Origin of the sequence: Kitasatospora sp. NPDC056531, assembly GCF_042794375.1 — a bacterium.
GTDB lineage: Bacteria > Actinomycetota > Actinomycetes > Streptomycetales > Streptomycetaceae > Kitasatospora.
Genome location: NZ_JBHTTU010000373.1, coordinates 1 through 1,340 on the forward strand (window position 1 = coordinate 1; position 1,340 = coordinate 1,340).

The following is a 1,340-nucleotide window of genomic DNA, read 5'->3' on the forward strand; positions in this document are numbered from 1 at the left end:
AGTAGTTAGAAGGACACTTCACCTGTCTTTCCTGTCGTCGCCGGGCGGCATGTGGAAAGGGCGAAGCATGTCCAAATCAGGCAACGTGAACCGGCTGGCGAAGAAGATCCGCGACAACACGTCACTTACCCTCGCCGCCTCGTTCCGATTGGCGCGGCAGGTAAACGGGCGCCCCGGGCCTCCGACTGCCGATGCCCCCGACCCGCGTCAGCGGCGCTTCGAAGCACACTTGGCCCACGTCCTGGCCGCAAGCTTCCAGGACCATCAGCTTAATGGCGCGCTACTCGGTGTGCGGGAAGCTGTGCCGAACGGGCAACGCCTAGACCTGCTTCTGGAACCAGCCATGGCCGAGGCGGTCATTTACGAGCTCCTGCCACGGTTCGACCACTCCTACGGTGGCATCCGTGGGGTTCCCGGGCTGCGCGTGACGGGTGACGGAAGGAGGTGGACACTCCACGCGATCGGCCTAGGGCGAGTTGCTGCAGCACGGGCTGACCGCGGCCCCATTCGTCTGCCGATTCCGCGCGACGACGAGGTGGCCTTGTGGGGCAGGACGCCCGACGACCTCTCTCGCGATGAGAAGCGTGAGATCGAGTGGTGGGCTGATGCCAGAGGCGTCGATGACCTACACACCCGGGACCTACTGATGAGTCGACTCTTGCGACGTCCTGAACTGGTCAACAGGACATCGGAACCTCATGGATTCGCTAACTGCTACAACCACCACGCCGGTGACCTGGTGATCGAGTGGTGCTGTGGTGACACCATGGAGGCGCTCTGTGCCACCCTCCTGGCCCACGGCTTCATCGACGGTGTACCGCGCGCCGACGCAGTGGAGTTGATCTCCCGGCATTCTGCCCGTCTCGGCGATGCCACGGTCATCCTGAACCGTCACGCCTCGTGCTTGTACGGCGACGACGCCCAGACCATCGCTGAGCACATCAAGAAGGGCTACGAGTCATGAGCCCATCCACAGTGGCACTCGTGCTACCCGCGTGCGTACTTGCAGGGGTCTTGGTGCGCCATTTCCGGGACATGATGGTGCTACGACAGCTGAAACGACTCCTGGAGGGCTGCGATCCGCAACAGCGAGCCGAAGTCTGTGTGATCCTCGCTGAGTCGCTGCACGCCGGGCGGCAGACCGGGGTGCAGCGCGATCTACGAGCGGACGAGCCAGAAGACCTGGGACGGGTATCGGGAGAGCGGTGAAGACGGCCTCACGGTGGTCCAACTGTCAGTTGTCGGGCAGGCAGGTTCCAGGTGCGCTCTCAAGGCGCGGTGCGCGGGCTTCGAGGAAGTGTGCAGCCGTTTTCCAGAGTTGGTGCAGTGCTTCCTCAGCC

At 63.6% G+C, this 1,340-nt stretch carries 1 protein-coding gene; it reads left to right on the forward strand.

The annotated features are described in order from the left end of the window. Window positions 1–964: hypothetical protein (locus ACFQ87_RS46540; protein ID WP_380617102.1), on the forward strand; the 964-nt coding region annotated here is incomplete at its 5' end. Between the last annotated feature and the right edge of the window lie 376 nt (window positions 965–1,340).